General features: G+C 62.6%; 22 protein-coding genes. 12 read left to right on the forward strand and 10 right to left on the reverse strand.

Annotated elements, in window-relative coordinates; translation table 11 throughout:
* The first annotated feature begins 59 nt into the window (after positions 1-59).
* From gnd to AC3A56_RS15110, 3 genes are all read left to right on the forward strand, one after another.
* On the forward strand, positions 60-965 hold the full coding sequence (gnd, locus tag AC3A56_RS15100) for a phosphogluconate dehydrogenase (NAD(+)-dependent, decarboxylating) (protein ID WP_487770885.1): 906 nt from the start codon (positions 60-62) through the stop codon (positions 963-965).
* Positions 966-1,589: 624 nt separating this feature from the next.
* Positions 1,590-2,147 (forward strand): hypothetical protein, encoded by a 558-nt coding sequence (locus tag AC3A56_RS15105; protein WP_487770886.1) that lies wholly within the window; start codon positions 1,590-1,592, stop codon positions 2,145-2,147.
* 102 nt (positions 2,148-2,249) lie between these two features.
* Positions 2,250-2,906, forward strand: coding sequence for a hypothetical protein (locus AC3A56_RS15110; protein ID WP_487770887.1), 657 nt, complete (start codon positions 2,250-2,252; stop codon positions 2,904-2,906).
* Between the two features lie 81 nt (positions 2,907-2,987).
* Here the strand turns inward: AC3A56_RS15110 and AC3A56_RS15115 are convergent, their stop codons facing one another.
* Positions 2,988-4,427, reverse strand: coding sequence for a hypothetical protein (locus AC3A56_RS15115; RefSeq protein WP_487770888.1), 1,440 nt, complete (start codon positions 4,425-4,427; stop codon positions 2,988-2,990).
* 386 nt (positions 4,428-4,813) lie between these two features.
* Between AC3A56_RS15115 and qatA the strand changes: the two genes are divergently transcribed.
* From qatA to AC3A56_RS15140, 5 genes are all read left to right on the forward strand, one after another.
* A complete protein-coding gene (qatA, locus tag AC3A56_RS15120; RefSeq protein WP_487770889.1) occupies positions 4,814-6,760 on the forward strand; it encodes a Qat anti-phage system ATPase QatA in 1,947 nt (648 codons plus the stop codon).
* A 252-nt stretch (positions 6,761-7,012) separates the two neighbouring features.
* A complete protein-coding gene (qatB, locus tag AC3A56_RS15125) occupies positions 7,013-7,612 on the forward strand; it encodes a Qat anti-phage system associated protein QatB (protein WP_487770914.1) in 600 nt (199 codons plus the stop codon).
* Positions 7,609-8,982 carry a Qat anti-phage system QueC-like protein QatC gene (qatC, locus tag AC3A56_RS15130; RefSeq protein WP_487770890.1) on the forward strand — a complete coding sequence of 458 codons (1,374 nt, stop codon included), beginning with the start codon at positions 7,609-7,611 and terminating at the stop codon, positions 8,980-8,982. Before qatB ends, qatC begins: the two co-directional genes overlap by 4 nt.
* A gap of 5 nt (positions 8,983-8,987) precedes the next feature.
* Positions 8,988-9,791 (forward strand): Qat anti-phage system TatD family nuclease QatD, encoded by an 804-nt coding sequence (gene qatD / locus AC3A56_RS15135; protein WP_487770891.1) that lies wholly within the window; start codon positions 8,988-8,990, stop codon positions 9,789-9,791.
* A gap of 757 nt (positions 9,792-10,548) precedes the next feature.
* Positions 10,549-11,016: a hypothetical protein gene (locus AC3A56_RS15140; RefSeq protein ID WP_056714136.1), complete on the forward strand. Its 468-nt coding sequence runs from the start codon at positions 10,549-10,551 to the stop codon at positions 11,014-11,016.
* A gap of 10 nt (positions 11,017-11,026) precedes the next feature.
* On the opposite strand, the gene AC3A56_RS15145 is transcribed toward AC3A56_RS15140, so the two are convergent.
* The 7 genes from AC3A56_RS15145 to AC3A56_RS15175 form a co-directional block, all read right to left on the reverse strand.
* Positions 11,027-11,572: a DUF488 domain-containing protein gene (locus AC3A56_RS15145; RefSeq protein ID WP_487770892.1), complete on the reverse strand. Its 546-nt coding sequence runs from the start codon at positions 11,570-11,572 to the stop codon at positions 11,027-11,029.
* A 3-nt stretch (positions 11,573-11,575) separates the two neighbouring features.
* Positions 11,576-11,788 carry a hypervirulence associated TUDOR domain-containing protein gene (locus AC3A56_RS15150; protein ID WP_487770893.1) on the reverse strand — a complete coding sequence of 71 codons (213 nt, stop codon included), beginning with the start codon at positions 11,786-11,788 and terminating at the stop codon, positions 11,576-11,578.
* A gap of 94 nt (positions 11,789-11,882) precedes the next feature.
* The gene (locus AC3A56_RS15155; protein ID WP_487770894.1) at positions 11,883-12,161 is read right to left on the reverse strand and encodes a hypothetical protein; all 279 of its coding nucleotides are present in this window, start codon (positions 12,159-12,161) and stop codon (positions 11,883-11,885) included.
* Positions 12,162-12,211: 50 nt separating this feature from the next.
* Entirely contained in the window at positions 12,212-12,919 is a 708-nt protein-coding gene (locus tag AC3A56_RS15160) for a LytR/AlgR family response regulator transcription factor (protein ID WP_487770895.1), read from the reverse strand.
* Entirely contained in the window at positions 12,916-13,968 is a 1,053-nt protein-coding gene (locus AC3A56_RS15165; protein ID WP_487770896.1) for a sensor histidine kinase, read from the reverse strand. Before AC3A56_RS15165 ends, AC3A56_RS15160 begins: the two co-directional genes overlap by 4 nt.
* Positions 13,969-13,997: 29 nt before the next feature.
* On the reverse strand, positions 13,998-14,660 hold the full coding sequence (locus AC3A56_RS15170) for an alpha/beta hydrolase (RefSeq protein ID WP_487770897.1): 663 nt from the start codon (positions 14,658-14,660) through the stop codon (positions 13,998-14,000).
* Positions 14,661-14,675: 15 nt separating this feature from the next.
* Entirely contained in the window at positions 14,676-15,443 is a 768-nt protein-coding gene (locus tag AC3A56_RS15175; protein WP_487770898.1) for an energy transducer TonB, read from the reverse strand.
* Between the two features lie 198 nt (positions 15,444-15,641).
* On the opposite strand from AC3A56_RS15175, the gene AC3A56_RS15180 reads away from it, so the two are divergent.
* The 4 genes from AC3A56_RS15180 to AC3A56_RS15195 all read left to right on the forward strand — a co-directional run bounded on the left by AC3A56_RS15180 (position 15,642) and on the right by AC3A56_RS15195 (position 19,788).
* Entirely contained in the window at positions 15,642-18,086 is a 2,445-nt protein-coding gene (locus tag AC3A56_RS15180; protein WP_487770899.1) for a S9 family peptidase, read from the forward strand.
* 69 nt (positions 18,087-18,155) lie between these two features.
* Positions 18,156-18,746 carry a hypothetical protein gene (locus AC3A56_RS15185; RefSeq protein WP_487770900.1) on the forward strand — a complete coding sequence of 197 codons (591 nt, stop codon included), beginning with the start codon at positions 18,156-18,158 and terminating at the stop codon, positions 18,744-18,746.
* 65 nt (positions 18,747-18,811) lie between these two features.
* Positions 18,812-19,405 (forward strand): HAD family hydrolase, encoded by a 594-nt coding sequence (locus tag AC3A56_RS15190; protein ID WP_487770901.1) that lies wholly within the window; start codon positions 18,812-18,814, stop codon positions 19,403-19,405.
* A 38-nt stretch (positions 19,406-19,443) separates the two neighbouring features.
* The gene (locus AC3A56_RS15195) at positions 19,444-19,788 is read left to right on the forward strand and encodes a hypothetical protein (RefSeq protein ID WP_056714113.1); all 345 of its coding nucleotides are present in this window, start codon (positions 19,444-19,446) and stop codon (positions 19,786-19,788) included.
* A gap of 137 nt (positions 19,789-19,925) precedes the next feature.
* Here AC3A56_RS15195 and AC3A56_RS15200 read toward each other — a convergent pair whose 3' ends face one another.
* Both AC3A56_RS15200 and AC3A56_RS15205 read right to left on the reverse strand, forming a co-directional pair.
* A complete protein-coding gene (locus AC3A56_RS15200) occupies positions 19,926-20,264 on the reverse strand; it encodes a cupredoxin domain-containing protein (protein WP_235580598.1) in 339 nt (112 codons plus the stop codon).
* A gap of 19 nt (positions 20,265-20,283) precedes the next feature.
* Positions 20,284-20,823, reverse strand: coding sequence for a DUF4142 domain-containing protein (locus AC3A56_RS15205; RefSeq protein ID WP_056763061.1), 540 nt, complete (start codon positions 20,821-20,823; stop codon positions 20,284-20,286).
* Positions 20,824-20,878: the final 55 nt, after the last annotated feature.

The raw sequence follows: 20,878 nt of genomic DNA on the forward strand, positions 1-20,878 counted from the left end.
GCTTTCCCCGCCAGCGCCTACACTGCTTTCCCTTACTCCACTGACGCAAGGACTCTCCCATGCAACTCGGCATGATCGGCCTCGGCAAGATGGGCGCCAACATGGCCCAGCGACTCATCCAGGGTGGCCACCAGGTGACCGGCTTCGACCCCAACGCCGATGCGCGCAAGGGCCTCGAAGGCCACGGCGGCGGCGCGGCCGAGTCGCTGAAGGCGCTGGTGCAGGCGCTGCCCGCGCCCCGCGTGCTGTGGCTGATGGTGCCCTCGGGCAAGATCACCGACGACACCGTCGACGCCTTGCTGGCCCTGCTGGACAAGGGCGACACGATGATCGACGGCGGCAATTCCAACTACAAGGATTCGCTGGGCCACGCGGCCAAGTGCAAGGACAAGGGCGTCAACTACGTCGACTGCGGCACCAGCGGCGGCGTGTGGGGACTGGCCGAGGGCTACAGCATGATGGTCGGCGGCGACGAGCAGGTCGTCGATGGCCTGAAGCCGATCTTCGAGACACTGGCGCCGGGCAAGGACAAGGGCTGGGGCCGCGTCGGCCCGGTCGGTTCCGGCCACTTCACCAAGATGGTCCACAACGGCATCGAATACGGCCTGATGCAGGCCTACGCCGAAGGCTTCTCGATCCTCAAGCACAAGGAGGAATTCGGCCTGGACCTGGCGCAGATCGGCAACATCTGGCGCGACGGCAGCGTGGTGCGCTCATGGCTGCTGGAGCTGGCCACCGACGCGCTGAGCAAGAACCCGACCATGCAGGGCATCGCGCCCTACGTGGTGGATTCCGGCGAAGGTCGCTGGACGGTGAACGCGGCGCTGGAACTCAACGTGTCCGCCCCGGTGATCACCCTGTCGCTGATGGAGCGCTTCCGCTCCCGCGACGACGACTCGTTCACCGACAAGCTGCTGGCCTCGCTGCGCAATGAATTTGGCGGGCACGCGATCAAGAAGGAGTAACCGGATTTGCTCCCTCCCCCGCCGGCCGCGCTCCCTCCCCGCCGGCCGCGCTCCCTCCCTGCCGGCCGTGCTCCCTCCCCTGCTCGCAGGGGAGGGTTGGGGTGGGGTCAGCTCTTGATCTTTCTTTTGGTTCTTCGCGCCTTGCCGACATTCAGAGCAAGAGCTTTCGTCCTCCTTCGGAGGGCGAGGTACTTCTCTTTTGCTTGTCCAAAAGAGAAGTACCCAAGAGAAAACGACACCCCGCTTCCGCGCCTTGCGAACATCCTGTCCGCAAGGTTCGCGGCCGGGCTCCGGGGTTTGTCGACAGTCCATCCATGGACTGACGCCAAACTGGTCGGCATCCATGCCGACCACCCTGCGGGCTGATCCTCCGCCCGCCCGCCGCTGCAGAGGGGCCCCGGGTAGAGCAGCGGGCCATCGTGGCCCGCACACTTCAGAAGAGCTGGAGCAGAGCAAAAGCCGCAGCGCAAAGCCGGAGCTACGAACAGATGCTTCGTCATTCCTCGAAGATGAGATGATGCAGGATCGGGCCTCGGAAGTCGGCTTTCGACCCATAGCGGACATCTCGACTTGCTGGCACGATCTCCGCGAGTGCGACACTGAACAACGGGTGGAGGCTACTTTGTGAACTGGACGATGTTTTGGGATGCGGCGACAGCGATCGGCACCGTCGCGATGTCTGTTTTCACCTACTGGGTGATCCGCCAGAACAAGAATCAACGTCGAGATGATGCTCGTCCAATTTTGGTGCTGATGCCGTTCGATGGTATTGATCCGCCAAGTCGTTCGCACTTGCTCAGTCCGAGAGCAACTACCACACCGTCAAAGAGCGAATACAGCTTCCTCATTCAATGCGCTCTCAACAACGTCGGGGTTGGTCCCGCGCTCAATGTGCAATTGCAAATGCAATTTATGGGCCGCGAGAATTACGGCGGTAGTCGTGAACTGGCTCCACTTGCTGCTGGAGAGAGCCGAGGGGATGCGCAACATCCGATGACATTGCCATTTACGCTTTCTGACACGTTCAACGAAAGCGATTTCACCTTAGCTGCCGGCACGGGCTGGGTGATCGTGCTCGAATATCGGGACGTGTTCGGCAACTGCTTCCATACTTTGCATGCGAAAGCACCTCAAGAGCCTTGGGTTGTCTACGGCGCTGGCCCGGCACCAAAAGGTCTCTAGGTGACTAAATGCTGACGTCCGTCTTCGATCCGAAGCGGACGTCAGAAAATGATACTGGTCGCCGGAAAATGGCAATTCATTATCATAGGGGAAAGGAGACTCATGAGTCAGTTAATCATTCCTATCCCACAGCCGTGGCACATTCGAACGCCTGCTGTCGTTCGTTACCTGGAAGCTCAGTACGTCAATGAGTTTTTCACTGACGGCAAGCTCCGGCTTACCTCGTTCGCTACATTTCGGACATACGAAGACGAGCAAGCCGGCGATCCGCACGAGGAGCGAACCTATCAGGAAGTTACGGGACCCAATCAGCATGGCGTGGTTGTGGCCACCAACGGTGCAGCAAACTATGTGCTGTGTAGTAGCGCTGTCGAGAGCGATGCAATGGCGGATCTGTGGCGGAGGGATGCGGGTATACGCATCTTGGACACCTTTGGGTTCGCGCGAGCAGTCGCCCAACGTATTCCCGGATTTGTTTTCGGCATGGAGGGCCCGTGCAGTTACGTTCATGACCTCACCATGATAGTCCGCGACGATCGCATCTTTGTCCCGCCGGACGAGAAAGATATCGAGGCTTGGGCTGCACGGATGGATGCTGATGTGGCCGAACGCGGCAAGGAGAGCTTTTTCCGCAAGCGACTCCTGTATTCATCCCAGAGCGAGTATCGCTTCGTGTGGATAGGTACGGGCGCCGAACTGCCGTACCTCAAGGTTGAATGCCCCGAAGCCCGTCAGTATTGTCAGCGATGGTCTCGCTAGGGCCGGGCGGCATGTCCGCTTGCGACCCGAAGCGGACGTCCACGTTGATGCCAAACTGACCTGAGTCAGTAATACCTTGCCTCAGGTGTACAAACGGTTGGCAGCCTCTTGGACACACGTCGGAGCCACGAGCGCTACTCCTTGCCCAATCACATGCTGCTCAACGAGCGCCTTTCGGGTCTCATGGCAGGCATTGGCGAGAACGATTTCCCTGACCACTTGACTTAGCGAGACCTGCCTGGCGGTGGCCAACGCGACCATAGATTCGAATTCGTAGATGCTGACGAATAACATCTGTCCTGGCGTTAGCACGCCTGAACCCCACCGCGCGTGATTCCATTCTTGCGTTCCTGTCGTGAGTTCCCTCAATGCCACACCATCTGTAACTACCAGTTGCTTGAATGTGACACACACGAAATAGGTCTCTGCTCGGCGAAGATCGCAGGGGAGGCGAGCAACAGTTCCCACCGCCTGGCCTACCGCCCTAAGTATCGAAGTCTTCAGCCGCTCAGCGAGGACGGCGGGCATGTTGTGGTAGAGCTCTTCGTAGTGGCCTTCGATTCCCTTAGCGTCAATCAATACCAACGCGTCGTCAAACACTAGGGCGAAGTCGACCACACTTCCTTCGCCATCCAGCCGCGTCCGTAACTCGGCTTCGCGGATTACATGCCCGTTGAGGTCGCCAAGAACTTCCGCCACGTAGTTTTCGAACGCTGGACCGAAGATGTTCATGAACGGACGGGCGCCCAATGACCTAGTGAGATCGAACACGGTGGTCGTCAGGGTTTGAAACAATAGCTTGTGGTGTATGCACACTGGACCCTGACGTGACAGAAGGAAGGGTGTACGGATTAACGGTGATTGCTCGCAGACTTCAACCTCCGCCGGCGTGCCCCGCGCCTCCAGTTCGCTTAGCTCGTGATGAAGGTCCGGCACAGAACGGCTGTAGTGCGCTTGAACGATGAGCCAATGCTCAGGGTTGCGAGGCGAATGGGGTCGTTGCCCCGACATTGCTTCCAAGCTCAGCAGGTCCCCTGTATCAGCCGCCATGTGTGCAAGTTGCACGATGAACTGGGCGGGCGACAAGCCAAAAGTTTGAATGAACTGATCGGCAATGGGCGATTCCGCCATCATCTCTCCGAGGATGCGGTATTCCCGTGCGAGGGCGCTACTATCAAATTTGCGCTGGAACCAGATTTGTTGCAACACCATCCGCCGCATGAAAACCGTTGGAAGCTCGTTGACCACGTGCAAGTGGCCCATGGCATCCCATGTTGTCTCGAAAACGAAGCGGATGTCCTCTTGATCGGGATCCGATCGGTCGTCCCGAGGGCGCCAGCTAGCCAACGCCCACTTGGCAACAAGAAACCAGAGATGAGGTAGGCGTTCGTACCAGTCCAGTCCGTCCCGGGGTTCGCGATTGAGTTCTTGAAAGGCAATATCGAAGAACCCGAGGGCGCGACGCGACCGAAGGCGCTCCTTCGCTTGTGCTAGCAACTCGCGCCCTTGTTCGATTGTCATGCCGTTCCTTCTGACTATCGGAAACGTCGCCAGATATGGTTCGACCAGGCGACGTTACTTCATCGTGCGGCTGCCTGCATGCTTATGAGGCTGATTCTGGTCAGATGGCGCCACATGCCACGCGAGGCTGCCATCGGAGCTGCGGACCACTCATTCAGGCGCTGGATTTGACGCCTTGCATGACTACGAACGGCGAACTGAACCTGTTGTAAAGTCCGTCGAGGTGGTTCGCGTTAGTTGAGATGGTCTGTGCAGATGTTCGGGAGTGCGAGGTGGATGGTTTCGCCCAGCCCGTCTTCCGATCATGTTCGGCGATGCGGAGTACGATCCGGTTGGGATAATGCGGCCGTCTAAGTAAAAGGAATTCGCGAGTAGCAGGGGGAAGGATGTTCATCAGTGACCAGGAAACTGCGACGGACATGTTGCAGTACGAGACGATCGCCAAGACCGTCGTAAAGCTCATCGAGAAATCCCCTGGGGTGCCGGTCACCATCGGCGTACATGGAGACTGGGGTGCGGGAAAATCAAGTGTCCTCAAGATGGCGCAGGTCGCCTTGGAAGAAAATGACGGCGTCTTATGCATCTGGTTCAACGGCTGGGCATTCGAGGGATTCGAGGACGCTAAGACGGTAGTCCTTGAGACGATCATTGAGGAGTTAAAGCGGGCCAGGCCGAATTCACAAAAAGTCCTTGATGCCGCGAAGAAGCTGATGAAGCGGGTCGACTGGCTGAAGGTAGCTAAGAAAGCGGGGGGCCTCGCGTTCACACTTGCGACGGGAATCCCAACGCTTAGCCAAGTCGGAGACCTCATCGGTGCGGCCAAGGCCGCGTTGGGTAAAAGTGCCAGCGAACTCTCGCGCGAGGAGATTGAGGGATTTGTGGAAGATGCATCCAGCTTTCTCAAGAAGGCTAAGGAAGACAGCGTCCCCGCACACATCCATGCTTTTCGCAAGGAATTCTTGGAGCTCCTCGACGCGGCAGAGGTCAGGCAATTGGTGGTGATGGTCGATGATCTCGACCGATGCTTGCCCGCGACCGCGATTGGCACACTTGAGGCAATCCGACTCTTCCTATTCGTCGATCGCACCGCTTTCGTCATTGGTGCGGACGAGATGATGATTGAATATGCCGTCAGGGAGCACTTCCCTGATCTTCCCCCTTCCGCGGGTCCGGTCAGTTATGCGCGAAACTATTTAGAAAAACTGATCCAAGTCCCGTTCCGTATTCCTGCTCTCGGCGTAGCTGAGACGCGAACGTACATCACCCTACTTTTGGTGGAGGCGGAATTCGGAGCGGACAACGACGGATTCAAAAAGCTGCTCGACAAAGCCCGTGAGGACATGCGGAAGCCTTGGCTGAGCAAAGGAATTTCGTTGAGAACATTGACAGATGCTCTTGGAAGCGACGATCCAAGTGTCAGCCAAGCGCTGGTCTTAGCAAATCAAATCACGTCGATGCTGGCCGAGGGAACAAAGGGGAATCCGCGACAGATCAAGCGGTTCCTGAACTCGATGCTGTTGCGCAGGGAGATTAGCGAAGCTCGCGGTTTTGGGGCGCAGGTAACAGCTCCTGTGCTCGCCAAGCTGATGCTCGCAGAGCGATTCAAGCTGGATTTTTTCGACGAGATCGCGCGAGAAGCGAGTTCCGCGCCAGATGGACATTCGCTGCGCATCAAGAGCCTCGAGGAGAATGTCGCCGCGACCATTGCAACCGACGAACCGCCGTCCGAACCTCTAAAAGCAGGCACGCTCCTGCGGTCCAAACCGAAGAAACCCAAGGTTCAGATTGATATTGAGGACTGGCTAAAGATCGACTGGATCAAGACATGGGCGTCTCTCGAACCTCGTTTGTCTGATATCGATCTTCGACCGTACGTATTCGTAACTCGCGACAAACGAATCCTTTTCGGTGGCTCCGGTAGTGCGAGTCGACTCGATCAGATCGCTGACGGCCTAATGGCTGGTGCTATCCAAGCAAAAGCCGCTGCAAAGGAGGCAGGCGAGCTAACAGCTGCTTCTATCGAGGAGCTCTTCGATTCTGTGCGAATGCGCATTCTTCAGGAGGAGTCGTTTGCGAAGGAACCCGCGGGCGCTCGAGGTCTAGTGGAGTTGGTGAAGGTCCGCCCGGAGCTGGAGCGGAGGCTATTCGAATTCGCGAGAGAACTTCCCGCATCCAAGCTGGGTGCTTGGGCACCGGCAACCTTCGGGAATGCGTTCAAGGATCCCGCAGTCTCAGGTGACTACAAGGATCTCTTGAAGGCTTGGGCTGAGCAGACAGATAGTTCGAATCTCAAGGCGGCTGCGGGCGCCATTGCGAAGTTGGAGGAAAAGTAAGCCATGGGGACATCGAAAGGATACGGTGGTGCACCGAGCGGGCTTGTCCCTAGTTGGGTTGACGACGTCGCATCAGGTGCGGCCGCACCCGCAGCTGCATCCGGCGGTGACACAGAGACTGCTGGCGCACCGTCAGCACCAAGCGTGCCCGCTGCCGCCCCGGATGCATCATCGGCGGGCCGACTCAGCACCGCAAAGGGCAACTTCACGCGATTCGTCCGGGGTGGTGGTTCGGATGCCCTACGCAGGTCGATTTCGCAGTATGTCCGCACCGGAACGGGGTCCGCGCGCAAGGCGGCTCAGCGGATGGGCACCTCCCGGGGCGTCGGATCCCGGTTATTGCAGGTCATGCGCGATATTGACCGGCAAGGCGCGACCGCAACTCTGCAGAAGCTCAATTTGCAGCATCTTGCTGGCAGGCCGGCTGCGGATGTATTCGTCGCCATGCTCGAAACCATCTGCCCGCCCGGTGGACGGATCGACGAGGCGATCGCAAGACAGGCAATGCTCGACGCAATTGCTGACCTGGCCGATACGGGAGCGGAGACTTTCGAGGAAATGACACGGGATCAGTTGTCCGAGTTCTTCCAAGACTTCGTCATCCATACCATCGAAGGTCGCGTGATCGCCGATATCGGTTCACACGCGATCGATCTTCCAGAAACTGTCTACGGTGTCGAGCAGATCCAGGAGCAGCTGCGCGATTTCATTTCTGGCTGCGTCCGCGGACACCTCGGTCAGCACTTCGATGGACTTGCGGAGAAGACAGACGAACAGGTGAAGGGCGTCGTCGAGCGGCTCTACGAGGCTGCGTTCGAACTTGTTTCGGCGACAGCAGGAGATGTGGAATGAGCAGGCAATCAATCATTTTCAGGATAGGAGCCGATGACACGCAGGCGGTCGCGATGCGGCTCGAGAATTCGCATGCCACCGAGTTCGCTTTCGAAGGATTCGCGGCGATCGACCATCAGCTGGGTGGCGTTCTGACCAAGCTGGAGCGGCTGGGTCTCCAGCCTTCGGAACGCTCTCTCGACTTGGCTTTGCTGGCGGCCGCAATAAGCGCGGCAGATACGCGGGTCGAAAGGGGTGTTGACGGGCAAGATGGATGGACGAGGGAGTTGGAAGTTTGCCTCCCAGTCAGTGACTTCGTGCTTTGGCGCGATGTAACGTCGCTCCTGGAAAAGACCCTGAATTTCCTTACTGGGGATTTATGGACAATGACCTTTCGGCCGAGATCGCCGAGTGCGGCACAACTCCTCGAACCGCTGACTCAGACTCTCGCAGAGCGCCCCACCGACGTATGCCTTTTCTCTGGCGGGCTGGACAGTTTCATTGGGGCAATCGATCTTCTTGCGGAGGGAAGGAACGTCCTCCTTGTCAGCCACTACTGGGACAGCGTCACTAGCAAGCACCAAGATGTCTGCTTGGAGGCTTTGGAGAAGCGGTTCGACAATGTGCTCTTCTATTCTGTCCGCGCGAGGGTTGGATTTGCTGCTGGATCAGTCGACGGCAGCTGGGCGGAGAACACACTTCGCGCACGTTCCTTCCTGTTCTTCGCTTTGGCGGCGCTTGCCGCGGATTCCATTGGAGACAATGTGACGATCCACGTGCCGGAGAATGGCCTCATCTCACTGAATGTGCCCCTAGATCCGTTGCGCCTAGGGTCGCTCAGCACTAGGACAACTCATCCGTTTTACATGTCCCGTTTCGACGAGCTTCTGCGGAAGCTCGGGCTTGGGGGTAGTCTGCACAACAGCTATCGACACATGACCAAAGGCGAGATGGTCGAGAAGTGCGAGGATCAAGGTTTCCTGCGCGAACATGCCAAGGAGACCATCTCGTGTTCGTCGCCTGCGAAGGCCAGATTCTCCCCAGATGAGGAGCGGCGACAGCCCAAGAACTGTGGCTATTGCGTTCCCTGTTTAATCAGGCGAGCCGCGTTGAAGCGCGGCTTCGGTGAGGACGACACCGAGTACCAACTCGAGGAGCTGGAAGACGCCCAACTCGATAGCCGGACGGCGGAAGGCGAACACGTGAGGTCGTTCCAAGTGGCAATCTCACGACTTCGGAACAAGCCAGGGCGAGCGCGATTTGATATCCACAAGCCCGGGCCGTTAATAGACTTTCCGGGTGATTGGGGGAACTATGAAGGCGTGTATCGGAATGGGCTGGAGGAGGTCGCTGACCTTCTCGAGTACGTCGAGGCAAAGCCTTCGGACTAACTAACATGATTCCTGCATCACCAAGTTGGGTCGACTTCCATTGCCACTTGGATTTGTATCAAGATCATCTCGGAGTCATTCGCGAGTGCGATATGCAGAGGATAGCGACCCTTGGAGTGACGACGACTCCGAAGGCGTTTGCTCGCAATGTCGACCGCGCGCTCGGTTCTCCTTACGTCATGGTTGGGTTAGGACTGCATCCGCAGCTTGTGGCGGAGCGGTCAAACGAGTTGCCGTTGTTCGAGAGACTGCTCAAGTGCACCGACTATGTCGGAGAGGTAGGCTTGGATGCCAGTCCCCGGTTCTATGCAAGCTTTCAGCAGCAGCGGCGTGTATTTGACCGGATCCTCCAAGCCTGTAGCGAACAGGGTGGCAAGATCCTGAGCATCCATAGCGTGCGTTCGATTGCCTGGGTGCTTAGGTCTCTCGAGGAGAACCTGCGGAACCCAACCTGTATTCCGGTACTGCATTGGTTCACGGGGACGAAGTCCCAAGCGCATCGTGCACTCGAGCAGGGGTGCTACTTCTCGGTAAACATGGAAATGATGCGGAATGAGAAAGTGCATCCACTCATTCGCTTCATTCCGGAAGATCGATTGCTGACCGAGTCCGATGGACCTTTCGTCCAATCTGGGGAGCGCGCCATCAGGCCAGCAGATATGCTGGAGACGACGGGGCTGCTTGCGGCGATAAGGAAAACAGCGCCAGCTTTTCAGGCAGAGCGGGTGCTGAAAACACTGCGGGCGATTCAATCTACGAACCCCTCCGCGCGTGACGGAAAGCAGCGATCGCTATTCAACCAGGCCTGAGGCTGGTCGGCGGCGAACAGACGCCTATGGCTTTGTGCTTCTTCCCAGACCGTCTTAATGCTAAATGTGTTTGAACATCGGGCGAACGATCGGCCCTGCTAGTTCATAGACGCCACCTAGATCGGGCCGCCTTCCAAGATGAGCAATCTCCGCTCCTGGCCGAACTGAGACATTCGCGGTATTGAATAGTCCCGCTCGCAGCGGATCTTTTGTCCTTGGCTCTGCGGCTTTCGCAACCGCAACGCGGTTGCGCACCGAGTGTGCGCCATGGCGAGGGCATGGATGCCCGAGTTGAGGCAACGCAGGAGCAGTTGCCCGATGGATGCCCTGTCGACAAACCCCGCAACCCGCACGCGGACTTTTCGGGCAGGCGACGGCATGGATGCCGGAGTTGAGGCAACGCAGGAGCGGTTGCCCGATGCCTGCGAGGCGCGGAAGCGGGGTGGCCTTCTCTTTGGTTCCTTTCTCTTGGCCACTCAAGAGAAAGGGACTCGCCCTCCGTCAGGAGGACGAAAGCTTTTGCTCTGAACGCCGCATCGACAGCAAGTTGCCGCCGTTCTGAAGCGAAGATCAAGAGCGAACCCCTCCCCGGCCCTCCCCTGCATGCAGGGGAGGGAGCAAGGCGTGGATGACTTGTGACGCACGGCGGCAAGACGGCCGGAAACTCCCTGTTAGACTCGCCCGACCGATCCGCGAAGGCGCTGGCGCACGCGGGATCGTCCGGGGTTTTCGACTGTCTTGCTGGGGGTTGGACGTGATGGCCGTGCCGTTGTCTTGGAAGGTGGGAGGTGCGGTGGCGGCGGTCGTCGCTGCTGCGCTGGCGTGGCATGGGGTCTCGCTGTATCTGGCCGCGCGCCACGCCGACGAGCTGACCATGGACGTCGCCCGCAATGCCGAGCTGGAGGCGCAGCAGGCCAGGGCGCAGGCGCAGCAGCGCAGCGCCCAGCTGGCGGCCACCCTGCAGCGCCAGCGCGAGGACCTGGCCAATACCTATCGGCAGGTCAGCGAGGATGCCGCGCAATACCACGCCGAACAGTTGCAGCGCGAGGAACGGCAGCGGCAGGAAGCGCAGCGGATCAAGGCCAGCTACCGGCTGGGGCCGGATCAGCAGTGCGCGGACGGCGTCGTGATCAATCGCAAGGGGTCCAGCTTCACCCAGGCGATCGGCAATACGGGCGCGCCGATCAAGTGCAGCGGCGACACGGCGGAAGAGCCGCTGCGCTGACGCGGGACCGCTACAGCAGTTCGCCCTGCGCGGGCGCGTAGCTGAGCCGGCCGTCGACGATGTGGGCGGGCGACGTGTACGGATGTTCGGTGGCGTGGCTGGCGTCGATGATGTGGATGACCTCGATGCCGCGCAGTTTCAGCACGTCCGACACGATCGAGCGGTGGCAGCGCCACCAGACCACCTCGGCGCACATCATGGCGGTGCGCTTGCCGGCGGCCAGTTGCAGCAGTTCGGCCAGGCCGTCGGCGAATTCCTCGCTGGCGGTGTAGTCGGCGTAGCCCTGGAACGAGGTGTTGCGCCACGCCGTGTTCGGCGAGCCCGGCTGCACCTTGCGGCGGCCGCCGAGTCTGGGAATCCACTGGTAGGCGATGCCGTGCGCGGGCAGCGACCGGGCCAGCGCCTCGCTGGCGAAGTGCGGATGGCGGCGCGAACCGGGGAAGCGGCGCACGTCGGCGATCGCCTCGATCCGGTATTTGTCGAGCAGGCCGAGGAACTCCTCCAGCGTGCGGGTGGAGTGCCCGATGGACCAGATCGTGGCGGGAACGGCGGGCATCGCTCAGTCGATCCTGTGTAGCGCCGCGCCTTTATGCATCGCGATGTGGTCGGTCTTGTCGCTCTTGATCTCGTACTGCGGATCGGCTTCGCTGCAACGGCGCATGTGGCCTTTGTAATCCGTGTCGCGCGTGTGCACCTTGATGATCTTTCCGCTGACGTGGCCGGCTTCGGAATTCCAGCGGACGTGGTCGCCGACCTTGAAGGCATGGCTCATCGCGATGTTCCCCGCAGCGTGGACATGCCGATCATTCCAGCACGAGCGCCGTGCACGAAGCGTGGCGACCCGGGGCCGCGCAGCAGCACGACCGTCACCGCGTACCGACGTCGCGCACGAAGATCAAAAAGAACAACACGTGCATCGCCACGAGCGCGGCAAGCCAGTAGCCGACGACGTCACCGCTCCACACCCGGTACAGCGCCAGCGGATGCACCAGCAGCAGAAACCACCAGCACAGGCGGGCCAGCTGTCCGGCCAGCCCGGGGTGTGCCTCGCGGAAGTGCAGGGTGCCGAAGCCGCCGGGAAAGACCGCCCAGCCGGCGCTGAAGACCAGGAAGAAGGTAAAGGCCAACCGCCCCAACACCCACATGCGCGACTCCTTGCGTTGACGCGTTCCGGCGGGAACGCGTTGTCGTGTGCCTACAGCGGCCGCAGCAGCTTGCGTACCGCGGGCAGGTTGCGCCGGCTGATTTCCGGCGCCAGTTCGGTGCCATCCAGCCGGGCCAGCACGCGGCCGTCGGCGAGGGTCTTCAGGCCCAGCAGCCGCGCCGGCGGCACCAGGCAGTTGCGATGCAGGCGCACCAGTTGTTCGGGGTAGGCCTCTTCCAGCTGGCGCAGCGATTCCTCGATCAGCAGTTCGCCGCGGCGATGATGGACCACCACGTATTTCTCGTCGGCCAGCAGGCAGGTCACTTCGTCCAGCGCGATGCGCACCTGTTCGCTGCCGTGGCGACCGTGCAGCCAGGCGACGGCTTCGCGGGGCGCATCGGCCAAGCGCCGTTGCGCGCGCTGCAGTGCTTCGCGCAGGCGCTCCAGCCGCACCGGTTTCAGCAGGTAATCCGCGGCGCCCAGGTCGAAGGCCTTCAGCGCGTGCGCTTCGTAGGCGGTGCAGAAGATCACCTGGGGCCGGCTGCGGCCGGCCAGGCGCTGCGCCACGCCTACGCCGTCGATGCCGGGCATGTTGATGTCCAGCAACAGCACATCCGGCTGCAGTTCGCCGATGGCGGTCAGCGCCGCCTCGCCATCGGCCACGTTGCCGACGATCTCGACGCCGCCCCATTCGCCCAGCAGGGCGGCCAGGCGCGCCCGCGCCAGCGGTTCGTCGTCGACGATCAGGACGCGGGTCATGCCGGGCCTCCGGGAAGCTGCAGCAGCACCACGAAGCGATCGCCACGGGGCTCCGCCACCACGCGGGCCTGCGGCCCGTAGCGCCAGCCCACGCGGCGCCGCACATTGTCCAGGCCGTGGCCGTTGCCGCCGACCGCGGGCGTGGCCGGCAACGGATTGATGATCTCGATGCGCACGCCGCGGCCTTCGCGCTGTCCACGCAGGATCACCTCGCCACCTTCGCGCAGCGGCTGGATGCCGTGGCGCACGGCGTTCTCCACCAGCGGCTGCAGCAGCAGCCGCGGCAGCGGGAAGTCGGCCGGCAGGTCATCGAGTTCGCGGGTCACCCGCAGCCGCGGGCCGAGCCGCAGCTGTTCGATCGCCAGATAGCGCTCGACCAGGGCCAGCTCCTCGCCCAGCGTGCCGTCGGCGCTGTCGTGCTGGCCCAGCGCGGCGCGGAACAGTTCGGACAGGTCTTCCACCGTGCGTTCGGCGGCGGCCGGATCGACCCGGATCAGGGCGGCCACGGTATTCATGCTGTTGAACAGGAAGTGCGGGCGGATGCGCGCCTGCAACGCCTCCACCTGGGCCCGCGTCACCGCGGCCAGCCGCACCTGCCACTGCGCCAGCACGTAGAAGTAGCGCAGCATCGCGGCGCCGAGCAGGGCCGCGATCACCAGGTTGTCGCGGGTATAGGCCAGCGTGCTGCTCTTGATCAGCCGCATCTGCAGGGCGCCGTCGAACCAGTGCGCGACCAGGCTGGCCAGCAGCACGATCAGCATGATCAGCAACCACACGCCGACATACGGCAGGTGGCCGGGCAGGAGTTGCAGCGCCGGTCGCAACTTGCACAGCAGCACGCCGACCACCAGCACCAGCCAGGTCACGAACAGCATGCTGACGCTGTACGCCGACCAGACGCGCGGGTCGTCGCCGGCCAGCCACATCACGGTCACCGTCAGCGCGCCGACCACGAACATCGCGAACAGCGCCGGCAGCCGGCAGAAGTCCGGCAGCGGGCTTTGTTCGGCGGGGCCGCGAGGCTTGCGGCTGGGCGTGGATTCGCGCATGCGGCAAGTATGCCGCAGCCAACGCCGGCTTAGGCCAGCCGCTGGCCGAGCCAGTGACGCAGGTCGCCGATCTCCTCGGCGCAGACCGCGTGGGCCATCGGATAGGTGTGCCAGTCCACCGGGTAGCCCAGCGCCTGCAGCGCGTTGCGCGAGTCGCTGCCCCGCTGCAGCACGACCACCGGATCGGCGGTGCCGTGGCCCCAGAAGATCGGCGTGGCGGCGTTCGCCGCATGGCGCTCGCTGGCCACCGTGGCGGAGATCGGCAGGTAGGTGGACAGCGCCACGATGCCGGCCAGTTTCTGCGCATGGCGGACGCCCGCCGAAAGCGCGATCGCACCGCCCTGCGAAAAGCCGGCCAGGATGATCCGCTCGGCAGGCACGCCGCGCTCGTGCTCGCGGGCGATCAGCGCCTCGGTGGCGGCGACCGAGGCGCGGATGCCGGCCTCGTCCTGGCGCGAGGTGAGGTCGAAGCCGGTGATGTCGTACCAGGCCCGCATCGACATGCCGTTGTTGATCGTCACCGGCCGCACCGGCGCATGGGGAAACACGAAGCGCAGCGCCGGCCATGCCGGATCGACCAGCTCCGGCACGATCGGCGCGAAGTCATGGCCGTCCGCGCCCAGCCCGTGCAGCCAGATGATGCTGTGGGTGGGATGGGCGGCGGTTTCGTGTTCGACGGCGGGCAGGGTCATGCGGTGCTCGGTAGGTCAGGGGGCGCTGATGATAGTGGCGACGGCATGCGGTTGCAGCGGGCTGTCCAGCGCAATCTCCTGCTCCGATGGCAGCGGGATGCCGAGTTGATCAGCCTCGGCATTCGCCACCGCGGCTTCCTTGCTTGCGGCTTCGCGCAGGATCCTGATTTGTTCCGGAGTGAGTATCTGGTCGCGGAAAGTGAAGTTCATCGGTACGCGCACTTGCGTCGCAACCGGCTGGCCGTCGACCTGTTCCGGAGTGAAATGCCAGCTCCTGGCGGCCTTCAGTGCGGCATCCTTGAATGACCGGGCCACCGGCCATTCGGCAAACTGGCTGTCTACCGTGATGTCGGCCAGGCGACCGTCAGGTTGCACGGTAGCGTCGATGAAAACGAATGCAGCCTGGCGCCTTTGCACCGCGTCCCGGGGATATCGCGCTTTCCACCCGGCCCGGTCGAACTTCGGGCCGTTGCCCGCGTAGATGACGTGCAAGCTGTACTGGCCACTTGCGTTTGGCGACGCCAGCAGCCTTGCGGAGATGAACGTGTGTGCAGGCACCGGTTGACCATTGCGCTTGGCCGATACGAATTGCCATTGCCTGAGCGCGGAAGTCAGCACACCGGCGATTGATGGCGGCACGTCCGGCTCGATCTGGGTGGCGATGACGTGCCCCGTGGCATCCACGTCGGCGCCAACCTGGTAAGTCTGTTCGCGCCGTTCGGCGGCGTGCACCGTTTGGGCGCAGGCCAGCAGCAAGGCTGCACCGATCAAGAAATGTTTCATGCCACGTCCCCCTGTGAGCGCCGCGACCGCGCGTCGGCAGCGGCACATCATCGGCTGGCGGCGAGCTTTGTACCAGTACCGCGTTCCCCGGCAGGCATGTGCAATGGGCGCCAGGCCGGCGATCCCTGACCTTTGGCACGGTGCTCCGGCTTCGGCGTGTCGGCTCGGCTATGCTGGCTTTTTGTCCGGGAGGAATCCATGCGTCGACTGCTGCTTGCCGCTCTCGTTGCCTTGACCGTCGCGCCGCTGGCAGTGGCCGCCGCACCGGCGTCGACGCCGCTCGACCTCGAAACCATCATGGCCAACCCCGACTGGATCGGCCAGGCGGTGGAGTCGCCGTACTGGAGCGTGGATGGTCGGCATGTCTACTACTCGCTGAAGCGCGACGGCAGCCAGCTGCGCGATCTGTACCGCGTCGATCCGGCGGGTGGCCCGGGCGTGAAGCTGGACCCGGCGGCACTGGCGCAGGCGGACGGCCCGGCGGTGTTCGATCGCGAGCACCGGCACGCGGCGTTCGTCCTGCATGGCGACGTCTTCATGGTCGACCTGGCCAGTGGCCGGCGCAGCCAGGTCACCCGCACGCCGCAGGATGAATCCGCGCCGCGCTTCTCGGCCGATGGCCGCGCGCTGCAGTTCCGCGACGGCAACGACTGGTACAGCCACGACCTGGCCAGCGGCGTCACCGCGCCCGCGGCGGTGCTGAAGTTCGTCGACGATCCGCAGGTAAAGCAGCCCGATGCGCTGGGCGCGCGCCAGCTGGAATTGTTCAAGACCTTGCGCGACATCAGGAACGAACGGCAGGCCCGCCATGAACAGGAGAAGACGCTGGCCGCCGCCGATCCGGGCCGGGTGCCGGCGCCGTTCTTCCTCGGCGACCAGGTCAGCCTGGTCGACAGCGAGCTGTCGCCGGATGGCCGCTGGCTGCTGCTGGTCACCATGCCGAAAGACCACGAGGCGGGCAAGGCGCCCGAACTCACCCACTACGTCACCGACTCCGGCTATGCCGAGCAGCAGGAGACCCGCGTCTACGTGGGTCGCAACGATCCGGCGCCGCAGTCGCTGCTGCTGCTCGACCTGGCCAGTCACCGCTCGTGGCCGCTGGCCAGCGACACGTTGCCGGGCATCAAGGACGATCCCCTGAAAGACTTGCGCGCAAAGGCCATCGCCGCGTTGCAGAAGGCCGGCAAGGACGACCAGGCCAGGGCGCTGAAGGCGCCCGCCGTGCGCGCCGTGCGCATCATCTCCAGCGCCGACGACGGCGGTGGCGGCGGCGTCGTGTGGAGCGACGATGGCCGCAACCTCGCCATCCAGTTGCGCGCGATCGACAACAAGGACCGCTGGATCGCCAGCGTCGATTTTGCGAAACACGCGCTGGTGAACCAGCAGCGGCTCACCGACCCCGCCTGGATCAACTGGAACTTCAACGATTTCGGCTGGCTGAAGGACGGCCGCACGCTGTGGTACCTGAGCGAGCAGGACGGCTACTCGCATCTCTACACCAAGGCGCTGGACGGCAAGCCCAGGGCGCTGACCAGCGGCTCGTTCGAAACCAGTCATCCGCAGCTGAGCGAGGACGGCCGCTGGTTCTACGTGCGCGCCAACCAGGTCGCGCCGTACAGCTACGACGTCTACCGCGTGCCCTCCGCGGGCGGGCAACTGGAGCGCGTCACGAATTACCAGGGCATGGACGACTTCGCGCTGTCGCCCGACGGCACCCGGCTGGCCGTGCTGCATTCCTCGCCCTACGTGCTGTCGCAATTGGCCGTCCAGCCGTCCGCGGGCGGCGCGCCGCGCGAGCTGACCGACACCATGAAGCCGGCGTTCACCGCCCGCGCCTGGATCGCGCCGAAGATCGTCGAGGTGAAGTCCAGCCACGGCGCCGGCAGCATCTACGCGAAGTATTACGGTCCGGCCGACGAGAGCGCCGCCTCGAAGCCCGCGGTGATCTTCGTGCATGGCGCGGGCTACCTGCAGAACGTCACGCTGTCGTGGTCGAACTACTTCCGCGAGCAGATGTTCCACAACCTGCTGGTGCAGCAGGGCTACGTGGTGCTGGACATGGACTACCGCGCCTCCGAGGGCTACGGCCGCGCGTGGCGCACCGCGATCTATCGCCAGATGGGCCATCCCGAACTGGAAGACCTGCTGGACGGCAAGGCCTGGCTGGTGCAGAACCACCACGTCGATCCCGAACGCGTGGGCATCTACGGTGGCAGCTACGGCGGCTTCATGACCGAGATGGCCCTGCTGCGCGCGCCTGGCGAATTCGCGGCGGGTGCGGCGCTGCGCCCGGTCAGCGACTGGACGCTGTACAACCACGAGTACACCTCGGACATCCTCAACGACCCGCAGCTCGATCCGGAGGCGTTCAAGACCAGCTCGCCGATCGAGTATGCCGACAACCTGCGCGATCCGCTGCTGATCCAGCACGGCCTGATCGACGACAACGTGCTGGCCGAGGACTCGATCCGCCTGTACCAGCGCCTGATCGAACTGCACAAGAAGAACTTCTGGATCTCGCTGTACCCGATGGAGCGCCACGGCTTCGTCCACGCCGATTCGTGGCATGACGAGTACCGCCGCATCGACGAATTGTTCGAGACGTATGTGAAGCCGGTGAAGGGTGGTGCGCAAACGCATTGATCGTGCGTCGCCGTACGCCGGTGCGTGGCTGGCTTGGGCCGCGCGCGCCCGCGCGGCGTCCCACTTTCGATGGCGAGCAAGCGCCTGGTCCGCAAGACACACTACAGGGAAATCAAAGTGCATAACCCGTATCAGGCTCCAGCAACTCCGTTGGGAGAGATCGAGCAATCGACGGAAATCTTCTTCTTCCCCGTTTCCGTGACCAAGCTTCTCGTACTTTCAATATGCACGTTCGGACTCTATGAGATTTACTGGTTCTATAAAAACTGGCAGCTGATCAAGCGTCGCGAGAGCTCGGATATCATCCCGGTGATGCGGTCATTGTTTGGCGTGTTTTTTTGCTATTCACTGTTTGAGAAGGTCCGCGACCAGGCCGAGAAGACCGGTACCGGTTCGATCGCAGCCGGTGCACTGGCTGCGGGATGGATCGTTCTGACGATACTTTGGAGACTGCCGGACCCGTATTGGCTAGTGACGTTCTTCGCCGTCTTGTTCATGCTCCCCGTGCAACAAGCAATAAACGCGATCAACAGCCAAGCCGCACCAGGCCACGACCCGAATCGAAACTTCAGTGGTTGGAACATTGTTGCGGTGATCATTGGCGTCCTGTTTTTCGTTCTTGCGTTGATAGGTACTTTTCTTCCACCTGAGCAGGTCTGACGATTCAGCAAGGACGCCTCGTCAACGTCGCGCATGCTGTTCTGGCCGAAAGGATGCATCGACGCATGAATCTTGCCCTGTTCGATTTCGACGGAACGATCACCCGCCGCGAAATGTTTTCCGACTTCATGCACTTCGCGGTGACCCCGCGGCGGCTGGCTGCCGGCAGGGTGCTGCTGGCGCCGGTGGTGATCGGCTACAAGCTGGGGCTGGTCTCCAGCAACGTCATCCGCTCGCAGGTGGTGCGCTTCGGCTTTCGCGACGAACCGCTGGCGCGGCTGGACCAGGCCGGGGAACGGTTTGCGCGCGAAGTGCTGCCGGGCGTGCTGCGCGCACAGGCGATGGAGCGCATCGCCTGGCACAAGGCCCAGGGCGACGTGGTCGTGGTGGTGTCCGGCGCGCTCGACGTCTACCTGCGGCACTGGTGCGAGCAGCACGGACTGGCGCTGATCTGTTCGGAGCTGGAGCGGGTCGACGGCCGCTACAGCGGCCATTATCGTGGCCGCCAGTGCGTGGGTGCGGAGAAGCCGCGCCGGGTGCTGGAGCGGTACAACCGCGGCGATTTCGACTGCGTCTACGCCTATGGCGATACCAGCGAAGACCTTGACCTGCTGCGCATCGCTGACCGAAAGTATTTCAACTGGCGGGAAGTGGCCTGATCACGCAGCGCGGGGCGAATGCCCTGCATGGGGGAAACATGCGCAACAAGGGGATGGGTGTGCTCGTGTCGTGTTGTCTGCTGCTGGCCGCCTGCGCCAAGCCGCTGCCGCCGGAGAAGGCGGCCTACGCCGGCTACTGGCGGGCGCAGAAGATGGCCTTGCTGATCACCGCGGGCGGCAACGTCCAGTACAAGCGCATGCAGGACGGCAGCAGCACCTCGGTCAATGGTCCGCTGCAGAGGTTCGAAGGCGACAACTTCGTGGTCGGCGTCGGCCCGATCAAGACCACCTTCGTGGTGTCGGTGCCGCCGCATCAGGACCAGGGCGCCTGGAAGATGGTGGTCGATGGCGTGGAGCTGACCCGCACTCCGCCGGGCGGCTGAGTCGCGAAAAGAATCCGGCCACGACAGGCCGGGGTGGGGCGCGTGTCATGGCCGGGAAACCGGCGACGCCGCAGGCGGCCAGTGCGGGCCTGCAGCCTCGGGGGGAGCGAGTTTGCCGCCGGATTACCTGACCGCCATTACCTGACCAGCAGGGTGGCGGTCATGGTGGGGTGGAACTTGCAGAAGTATGTGTGGCTGCCGGCGGTGACGGTGAAGCGTCCGCTGGCGCCCGCCTTCAGGTCGAGATCGACGCTGCCGTCGCGCGCGGTGACGCTGTGTTCGAGGATGTCATGATTGGTCCATTCGATGATGTCGCCGGCGCGTACGTCGGTCGGCACCGGGCCGTACTGCATCTTGTCGATCATGATCACGTGCACCCGCGGGGCATGCGCCGCGGACGCCGGCGCACCGGCGGCCGTGGCGACAGGTAGCGAGGCGACGGCCAGCAGCCACAGGCCGCACAGCAGTGTCGTCATGCGCAGCATCGCGCTCTCCCTACTTCAGGCTCTGCGCGAGATGCTCGGCATGCATCTGGTGCGACTGGAAAAGCTTCAGCCCGGTTTCCAGCAGCGACTTCAGCTCCGCGTTCTGCGCCGATGGGATCAGGGTGTCCTGCAGGGCCGCGTTGACCGCCTTGTGGTAAGCCACTTCGTTGGCGGCATAGGCCTTGTCGTAGGCGCTGCCACTGAGCGCGGCCAGCTTCTTCTGCTCGGCCGCGGCGTTGCCGGCCAGCGACTGGCTGGTCGGGTTGTCCTGCGGGGTCACGCCCAGCTTCTTCACCAGCGCCAGCGCCTGGTCGTTGACCGCGGCATGGTCGCGGGCCATTTCCTCGGCGAACGCGCGCACCGCCTTGTTGTGCGACTTCTGCAGCGCCTGCTTCGCCGCGGTGACATCGATCACGCCGGCGGTATAGGCGATGTGGGCGATCTGCGCGTCGTTGATCGCGGGCGCTGCGGCCGGTGCCTGCGCGGCGTATGCGCTGGCGAAACTGCCCAGGCCGAGGGTGAGGACGAGGGCGAACAAGGACTTGGTCATGACGAATGCTCCGTGAAGAAGGGGCCGGCATTGCTGCCGGTGCCCATGAGATGCA

The sequence above is a fragment of the Rhodanobacter sp. Soil_C_14 genome (genome assembly GCF_057657335.1).

Coding starts and splice junctions, on each gene's coding strand:
- gnd (WP_487770885.1), top strand. CDS start 60: ATGCAACTCGGCATGATCGGCCTCGGCAAGATGGGCGCCAACATGGCC.
- AC3A56_RS15110 (WP_487770887.1), top strand. CDS start 2,250: ATGAGTCAGTTAATCATTCCTATCCCACAGCCGTGGCACATTCGAACG.
- AC3A56_RS15115 (WP_487770888.1), bottom strand. CDS start 4,427: ATGACAATCGAACAAGGGCGCGAGTTGCTAGCACAAGCGAAGGAGCGC.
- qatA (WP_487770889.1), top strand. CDS start 4,814: ATGTTCATCAGTGACCAGGAAACTGCGACGGACATGTTGCAGTACGAG.
- qatC (WP_487770890.1), top strand. CDS start 7,609: ATGAGCAGGCAATCAATCATTTTCAGGATAGGAGCCGATGACACGCAG.
- qatD (WP_487770891.1), top strand. CDS start 8,988: ATGATTCCTGCATCACCAAGTTGGGTCGACTTCCATTGCCACTTGGAT.
- AC3A56_RS15140 (WP_056714136.1), top strand. CDS start 10,549: ATGGCCGTGCCGTTGTCTTGGAAGGTGGGAGGTGCGGTGGCGGCGGTC.
- AC3A56_RS15145 (WP_487770892.1), bottom strand. CDS start 11,572: ATGCCCGCCGTTCCCGCCACGATCTGGTCCATCGGGCACTCCACCCGC.
- AC3A56_RS15150 (WP_487770893.1), bottom strand. CDS start 11,788: ATGAGCCATGCCTTCAAGGTCGGCGACCACGTCCGCTGGAATTCCGAA.
- AC3A56_RS15155 (WP_487770894.1), bottom strand. CDS start 12,161: ATGTGGGTGTTGGGGCGGTTGGCCTTTACCTTCTTCCTGGTCTTCAGC.
- AC3A56_RS15160 (WP_487770895.1), bottom strand. CDS start 12,919: ATGACCCGCGTCCTGATCGTCGACGACGAACCGCTGGCGCGGGCGCGC.
- AC3A56_RS15165 (WP_487770896.1), bottom strand. CDS start 13,968: ATGCGCGAATCCACGCCCAGCCGCAAGCCTCGCGGCCCCGCCGAACAA.
- AC3A56_RS15170 (WP_487770897.1), bottom strand. CDS start 14,660: ATGACCCTGCCCGCCGTCGAACACGAAACCGCCGCCCATCCCACCCAC.
- AC3A56_RS15175 (WP_487770898.1), bottom strand. CDS start 15,443: ATGAAACATTTCTTGATCGGTGCAGCCTTGCTGCTGGCCTGCGCCCAA.
- AC3A56_RS15180 (WP_487770899.1), top strand. CDS start 15,642: ATGCGTCGACTGCTGCTTGCCGCTCTCGTTGCCTTGACCGTCGCGCCG.
- AC3A56_RS15185 (WP_487770900.1), top strand. CDS start 18,156: ATGGCGAGCAAGCGCCTGGTCCGCAAGACACACTACAGGGAAATCAAA.
- AC3A56_RS15190 (WP_487770901.1), top strand. CDS start 18,812: ATGAATCTTGCCCTGTTCGATTTCGACGGAACGATCACCCGCCGCGAA.
- AC3A56_RS15195 (WP_056714113.1), top strand. CDS start 19,444: ATGCGCAACAAGGGGATGGGTGTGCTCGTGTCGTGTTGTCTGCTGCTG.
- AC3A56_RS15200 (WP_235580598.1), bottom strand. CDS start 20,264: ATGACGACACTGCTGTGCGGCCTGTGGCTGCTGGCCGTCGCCTCGCTA.
- AC3A56_RS15205 (WP_056763061.1), bottom strand. CDS start 20,823: ATGACCAAGTCCTTGTTCGCCCTCGTCCTCACCCTCGGCCTGGGCAGT.